The sequence below is a fragment of the Brevundimonas vesicularis NBRC 12165 genome (genome assembly GCF_001592205.1).
Classification (GTDB): domain Bacteria; phylum Pseudomonadota; class Alphaproteobacteria; order Caulobacterales; family Caulobacteraceae; genus Brevundimonas; species Brevundimonas vesicularis.
This window is the reverse complement of record NZ_BCWM01000001.1, coordinates 309396-316142: the sequence shown is the minus strand read 5'-3', so window position 1 is coordinate 316142 and position 6747 is coordinate 309396. Positions and strand designations below refer to the sequence as shown.

Genomic DNA, 6747 nt, shown 5'->3' with positions numbered 1-6747 from the left:
CACCCTTCGTCGAAACGGTACTTACAAATTCACACTCCGGGCGAAGGCCCGGCGCTCCGCCCAGCCCTCCATCCCTCCGCCCGGTAAAAGGCAGGAGCGCCGAATCATGCCCGGATTTACGCCCTCAGTTCGTCCGGCGGATCAGTTCGTCCGCCAGCGCCGGCGTCAGATAGCCGTCGGCGATCCGGTTGTTGGCGATCTGCCAGCGACGAAGGGCCGCGCGGGTGTTGGAGCCGATCACCCCGTCGACGCCCTGGGTATCGTAACCCAGCTGCGTCAGGGCGCGCTGCGCCCCAATCCGCTGATCGCGCGTCATCGACGGGTCGTTGGGCCAGGCCTTTGTCAGTCCCGGCTTGCCCATGATCCCGTCCGCCGTCAGACCGATGGCCAGGGCGTAGGACACCGAGTTGTTGTAGCGGCGGATCACATAGTGGTTCGGCAGGGCCAGGAAGGCCGGACCGTTCGCGCCCTGCGGCAGCAGGATGGTCGCCTCTTCCAGCGCCTCGGCGCCGTTCGGTGTGCCGCCTTGCGCCAGGCGCACGCCCTTGGCCGCCCAATAGGCCCAGTTGTGTTTCGGGCCTTCCGCCTCGGCATAGTCGAAGCCCGAGGGCAGGGTGACTTCATACCCCCAGCTCTGACCGCGCTTCCACCCGGCCTGGGCCAGCAGGTTGGCGGCGGACGCCAGGGCGTCGGCGTCGTCGCGCCAGATGTCGACCTTGCCGTCGCCGTCCTGGTCCACGCCCAGGCGCAGATAGTTGTCGGGCATGAACTGGGTCTGGCCCATGGCCCCCGCCCAGCTGCCCTTCAGACCCGCGCGCTCGCGCCGGCCGTCCACGATGATGTCCAGCGCGTCCTTCAGCTGCCCCTCGGCCCAATCGCGCCTGCGACCGTCATAGGCCAGGGTCGCCAGCGAGCGGATCACGTCATAGTCGCCCTGCACCTGACCGAATGCGCTCTCCTGGGCCCAGACGCCGACCAGGATTTCGCTGGGCACGCCGAAGCGTTGAACCACCGACCACGGCACCCGGTCGATGCGCTGTTTGGCCTGGGCGATTCGCACCGGGGTCACCGCATTCTGAACATAGGCGCCGGCGGGTTTGGAGAATTCAGGCTGGTTGCGATCCAGGCGGATCACCGTCGGATCGGGCGTCAGGCCCTCCAGTTCTCGCGCGTAGTCCGCGCGGCGGGCGCCGCCCTTGCGCGCCAGGAATCCCTGTTTCCAGCCCTCGAAACCCTGCTGGTCATAGGCGGCCAACGGCGGCGTCTGGGGGGCAGGGGCCGGCGTCGTGACCGGCGCGCCCGCCTGGGGCTGGGGTTGCGGTGTGGGCAGATTCACCTGCGGCTCGGGCAGCATGGGCGCGCAGGCCGAGACGCAGCCGATTAGGAGAAGGCGGTAGGAAAAGCGCATGAGATTCAAACTAAAGCCCCCGGGGTCAGACACGAAATGACATCCGCGCGAACGGCCATTTCGACGCCCTAAAGCGCGCGCGGCGCGAATGCGTTGCCTCGCCGTTCCCCGCTCGGGTGTAAGGCGCGCTGTTAACCACCTTTGTATTGGACGCCTTATATGTGTGTGTCGTAATGACGCACCAGCTCTGACGGCCTGATGGCGGAGCGGCGACGCGGCGGGCGTGCAACCCCGTAAACCCTCCGTTCGACTCGGAGGTCAGGCCTCCATAGTTTTTTGTCGTGCTATCGCGCTTTGCGCTACTTGAGCACGAGAGGCCGGTGCGGCCTTCGGGCAGACGGGGACTGGGTTTTCTGCGGTTTTGGGCTTTGGCGGCTTGACCTTCCGAACCCCTCTCTCTATACGACCGCCTCCGCCGCGATCCGACCGGGTCAGCGGCTTTCTTATTGGTTTCTTTCAGGACGTCCGACCATGAAGGTCCGTAGCTCGCTCAAGTCGCTGAAGACCCGCCACCGCGACTGCAAGGTCGTGCGTCGCAAGGGCGTTGTCTTCGTCATCAACAAGACCGACCCGCGCTTCAAGGCGAAGCAGGGCTAAGCAGCGTTCGCTGCGCGCCGCTTCGGCGGCGTGCGCACGCTGGGTCGCGCTCAAGCAGCCCGAAGGGCGATAGCGCGCTTGAAAGATGACGATCCACAGGCTGCGGATTTCTGTCCGCGGCCTTTTTCGTGTTCGCGGTTGTCGCGCGCCTGTCCGCATGGTTAGCGTCCGCGCCTGATTTCTGGAGTATTCCCCATGGCTGACGACGCCTCGTTCGACGGTGGTTCCGACGTTCTCACCGCCACGGCGCAGGGCCGCCTTCGCACCATCATCGAGCGCCTTGAGCGCCTCGAAGAGGACAAGCAGGCCGTCATGACCGACATGAAGGAGGTCTTCGCCGAAGCCAAGGGCGAGGGCTACGACGTCAAGATCCTGCGCAAGGTCATCCGCATCAGAAAGCAGGACAAGGCCAAGCGTCAGGAAGAGGACGCCATCCTGGACCTCTACCTGTCGGCGCTCGGCGAGATCTGAGACTGACCCGGCTTGAAGCGCACCCCCTTCAAGCCAGGAGGCGGGCTGTCGCGATCCGGCGGCCCAAAGGGCGATGGCGCATCCAACCTGCGCTCAAGCAGCCCGAAGAGCGGTAGCGTTTCAAGCCTGCGCTCAAGCAGCCCGAAGGGCGGTACCGCGGCAAAAAAGCCCGCGCCAAGCCCCTTCGAGCAGCAGCGCGAGGCCGCCAAACGCGCCGCGCTCAACGCCCTGAAACGCGCTCGCCGCGCGGCGGACAAGGCGGGCGTCTCACTGTCCGAATGGGAAGGCGAGTTCATCGATTCTGTCAGCGAGCGCGTGAAAACCCACGGCCGCGCCTTCGCCGACCCCGAAAAGGGCGCGCCGGGTCAAGCCCTCTCGGCCATGCAGGGCCGCAAGCTGAAAGAGATCACTGCCAAGGCCAATGGCGTAGAGCCGAAACGGCGGTGGGGCAGGAAACCAAAAGAGCCATAACCGTTCGTCATCCTCGGGCTTGACCCGAGGATCGGCCTGTCCACAACTCAGCGTTTATGAGCGAGCGCCGCCCTATCATCGCCACCTATATCCAAGCCAGCCGCCCGCACGGTGTCATTTACACCGGCATGACGTCGAATCTCTATGAACGCGGCCATCAGCACAGGACCGGGGCTTTCGAAGGTTTCGCCAGTCGTTACGGGTGCGGAATGTTGGTTTGGTACGAGCAGTTCGAACTGGTCACGAACGCAATCCGGCAGGAGAAGGCGCTGAAATGCTGGAATCGCGTCTGGAAGCTGGAGCTGATCGAACGGACGAACCCTGAGTGGGTTGATCTCTACCCAAGTCTATGCGGCTGGGCGCCTGATCCTCGCGTCAAGCCCGAGGATGACGGAGAGGGGAGTGTGGCTGCGTTTCTCAAAAGCTTGGAGTCAGGCGCGTAACCCTCAACCCGCTTCCTTCAGCTGACCTTCCAGCCCCTGTTCCCGGACCTTGCGATACAGGGTCGAGCGGCCGATGCCGAGGCGGCGCGCGATCTCGCTCATGTGCCCGGCATAGACCTCGATGGCGTGCTGGATCAGGTCGCGTTCGATGTCCTCGAGCGTGCGCAGATGGCCGCGCTCGTCCAGGATACGGATCGGCTGATCGACCTGCGCGGCGGCGTCGGTCTGGGCGCCGGCGGCTGTGGCGACCTGCAGGGGCTGGGCGTCGGGCATGGGCGCGGCGACGCCGGAGATGGCCGGGAAATCGTGCGGCTGAAGGAAGGGCGCGTCGGCCAGCACGATGGCGCGGAACACCGCATTTTCCAGTTGTCGCACGTTTCCGGGCCAGTCGAATCCTTGCAGCAGGGCCAGGGTCTCGGGCGCGCATCCGGCGATCCGCTTGCCCTCCTCGGCGTTGAACCGGGCGATGAAGTGATCGACCAGGGGCGCGATGTCCTCTCGTCGGTCACGCAGGGACGGGGCCTCGATCGGGAAGACGTTCAGGCGGTAGAAGAGGTCCTCGCGGAAGGCGCCGTCCTTGACCTGCTGGGCCGGGTCGCGATTGGTCGCCGAGACGATGCGCACGTCGATCTTGACCGGGCGTTTGCCGCCGACGGGATCGATCTCGCCTTCTTGCAGCGCGCGCAGCAGCTTGACCTGCATGTCCAGCGGCAGTTCGCCGATCTCGTCCAGGAACAGGGTGCCGCCGTCCGCCTCGCGGAACTTGCCCAGCGTCTTGTCCACGGCGCCGGTGAAGGCGCCCTTCTCGTGTCCGAACAGGATGGATTCGATCAGATTGGCGGGCAGGGCGCCGCAGTTGACGGCGACGAAGGGTTTGCCGGCCCGGTCGCTGGCGCCGTGCAGGGCGCGGGCGATGACCTCCTTGCCGACGCCGCTCTCGCCGGTGATCAGGACGGGGATCGAGGATTTGGCGGCCCGGGCGCCCAACGCCTTGACCATGCGCATCGGCGGGCTGTCGCCCACGATATCGTCGAAGCTGGTGCGGCCCTGGACGCGCTTGGTCAGGCGCCCGACCTCGGCGGTGAGGCGCTTCATCTGCATGGCGTTGCGCACGCCGACCAATAGGCGTTCCGGGCCCACCGGTTTGACGAAGAAGTCCTGGGCGCCGGCCTGCATGGCCTTGACCACCATGTCGATGCCGCCGTTGGCCGTCAGGACGATCACCGGCTCATTGATCCCGGCGCTGCGTAGTTCGGCCAGGCATTCCAGCCCCGACATTTCGGGCATGACCATGTCCAGCAGGATCAGGTCGGCGCCGCCGCCGCGCGTCATCCGGTCGATGGCCTCGCCGCCGCTGGCGGCATGGACCACGGCGTTGCCGTCCCGCTCCAGCACGGCCTGGATCAGCCGGCGCTGGGTCGGATCGTCGTCAACGACCAGGATGGTCTTGGCCATGAAAATCCCTTGTACTGTCGCCCAACCCGTCACGGATGGATCGTTTCGGGACGATTCCTAGGGTGGCGAGGTGAAAATCGGGTGACACGGCGTGGTGAGCGTCCCGTTAACGCGGCTCTGTCGCGTCACATCGCACCTCGGGGCTGGCGCGCAATCTCTGGCCCTCGACAACCAGGTCGGGAAGGGCGGCCGGGGCCGTCGCGACGCTCTTCGACAGGCCCGCATTCATCCGCTCGGCACTGCGCCCGCAGGTGAAGCCGTATCGACCCGTCACGCGCCACTGGCCCTGGGCGTCCTGATCGAAGGCGACGATTTCGCGAGCCGTGGCGACCAGCAGATCGGTTCGTGCGTCGCCATTCAGGTCCGTCGATCGCACGACACAGGGGGCTTCTGCATTGCAACTGAACAGCACATCGACCTGCGCGTCCAACTGATCGACGAAGCTGGCGGGCACGGATTGGCCATCGGCGGCCTTCAGGCGGATGGCGGCCTTGCGCTCTTGCAGTCCTTGCGCCGTATCGCCGGATGGCCAGGGGCGGGCCTGGGCGGCGCGGGCGTTTCGCGCGATGCGAGGGTTTGTGGATGCGGCCAGATGACGGAGCGCCGCTTCGCCGGCCTTGCCGCTCTCGAACCGCAGGAAGTCATAGTCGAATATGTCGGCCGACACCGCCCCACGCTGCAACCGTGCGACCTGATCCTGAACCGAGAGGCGGGCGGGATCCGCCAGCGGGCTGAACAGGGCCAGGATGACCAAGACCGACAGGACCGCCGCGACGACATTGGTCCGCTCCAGCGGCTTCATCCAGCCGGCCGGCTTGACCGCCGCCAGCAGATAGCCCGCGCCATAGACCGCGCCGACCAGGGTGCAGGCGGCGGCGATGATCCGATCGGGCGTCAGGCCGTGCTGGCCGATCCGCAAGCCTAGGCCCCAGGCGGCCAGAACGATCAGCGGCGCGATCAGGACAGACGCCGCCCGCGCGCCGTATCGCAGAACGACCGGCGGCAGATTGTCTGCGCGCCCATCCTGATAGCCCGTGTTGATCAGCACGATCAGGGCGGCGGCGGCCGACAACACCAAGGCCGTTGCGCTGCGCGTCTCCCACAGGCCGTCCAATCCGGTGAAGGGCAGGGCGAGAAGGAAGCCGCCGACCAGGACCGTGATCACCAAGAGCAGCCAAGACAGCAGCATCAACGCCACCGTCCGCACCCCCCGGATCAGGCCGTCGCGCACGTCGGTCAGCTGGACGGCGGTTGCGAAGACCAGGGCCGTGACCGGAATGGCGAACCACGCCTCGCTGAGCAAATGCTGCAGAAAGCCGAGGCCGATCATCTTGAACAGGGCCGCGCCCAGATGCAGCAGGATCCAGAAGGCGCCGGTGAAGCCCAGCGACAGGGCCAGTTGCACCCCCGCCTTCCAGGCGATGTCGAAATAGTCGGGATAGTCGACGATCCAGCGTCTTTCGCGGATCGCGGGCACGATCAGGTGGTGGGCGATAAACAGAGCCGCCGCCCCGAAGGCCAGCACGGGGAAACTCAGGAAAGGCGGCTCCTCATGCGGCTTCAGCACCTGGCGGGCGACGTCGTGGGCGCCCAACAGAGCCAGCACGCCGGCCGCGGCCGCCGCCCACAGGATCAGGGCCAGCGCTTTGACCCGACCGACGCCGGCGAGAACCACCACCGGCACATAGCCGGCCGCCAGGGCCAGAGCGCCGAACACCACCGGCTGGGTTTCGGGCCAGACGCGGCTGTCGGCCGCCAGATACAGCAGATAGAGCGCCAGCCCCTGAACCAGACCTGTCGCCAGGCGAATCGCAAACAGGGCCGAGGCCCCGCCAAGGCCCGTCCGGCCGGTGTCATGTTGCAGGGTTTCGGTCATTCACGCGTCTCCAAAAGGCAGGATTG

At 66.4% G+C, this 6747-nt stretch carries 7 protein-coding genes; 4 read left to right on the top strand and 3 right to left on the bottom strand.

Translation table 11 applies throughout. The features are described from left to right. Nucleotides 1-124: 124 nt before the first annotated feature. Nucleotides 125-1408 (bottom strand): lytic murein transglycosylase, encoded by a 1284-nt coding sequence (locus BVE01S_RS01590; RefSeq protein ID WP_066623292.1) that lies wholly within the window; start codon nt 1406-1408, stop codon nt 125-127. A 471-nt stretch (nt 1409-1879) separates the two neighbouring features. Between BVE01S_RS01590 and ykgO the strand changes: the two genes are divergently transcribed. The 4 genes from ykgO (at nt 1880) to BVE01S_RS01570 (ending at nt 3390) form a co-directional block, all read left to right on the top strand. After that, complete coding sequence (gene ykgO / locus BVE01S_RS01585; RefSeq protein WP_008263184.1) at nt 1880-2005, top strand: type B 50S ribosomal protein L36; 126 nt, start codon at nt 1880-1882, stop codon at nt 2003-2005. A 195-nt stretch (nt 2006-2200) separates the two neighbouring features. Then, a complete protein-coding gene (gene gapR, locus BVE01S_RS01580) occupies nt 2201-2476 on the top strand; it encodes a nucleoid-associated protein GapR (RefSeq protein ID WP_017505946.1) in 276 nt (91 codons plus the stop codon). 126 nt (nt 2477-2602) lie between these two features. After that, nucleotides 2603-2947, top strand: a complete 345-nt coding sequence (locus BVE01S_RS17130; RefSeq protein WP_370667547.1) for a hypothetical protein — start codon at nt 2603-2605, stop codon at nt 2945-2947. Nucleotides 2948-3003: 56 nt separating this feature from the next. Further along, nucleotides 3004-3390, top strand: a complete 387-nt coding sequence (locus tag BVE01S_RS01570; protein ID WP_066623286.1) for a GIY-YIG nuclease family protein — start codon at nt 3004-3006, stop codon at nt 3388-3390. Nucleotides 3391-3393: 3 nt separating this feature from the next. On the opposite strand, the gene BVE01S_RS01565 is transcribed toward BVE01S_RS01570, so the two are convergent. Together BVE01S_RS01565 and BVE01S_RS01560 are read right to left on the bottom strand one after the other, a co-directional pair. After that, a complete protein-coding gene (locus tag BVE01S_RS01565) occupies nt 3394-4845 on the bottom strand; it encodes a sigma-54-dependent transcriptional regulator (protein ID WP_066552108.1) in 1452 nt (483 codons plus the stop codon). 106 nt (nt 4846-4951) lie between these two features. Beyond that, nucleotides 4952-6721: a DUF4153 domain-containing protein gene (locus BVE01S_RS01560; RefSeq protein ID WP_066623285.1), complete on the bottom strand. Its 1770-nt coding sequence runs from the start codon at nt 6719-6721 to the stop codon at nt 4952-4954. Nucleotides 6722-6747: the final 26 nt, after the last annotated feature.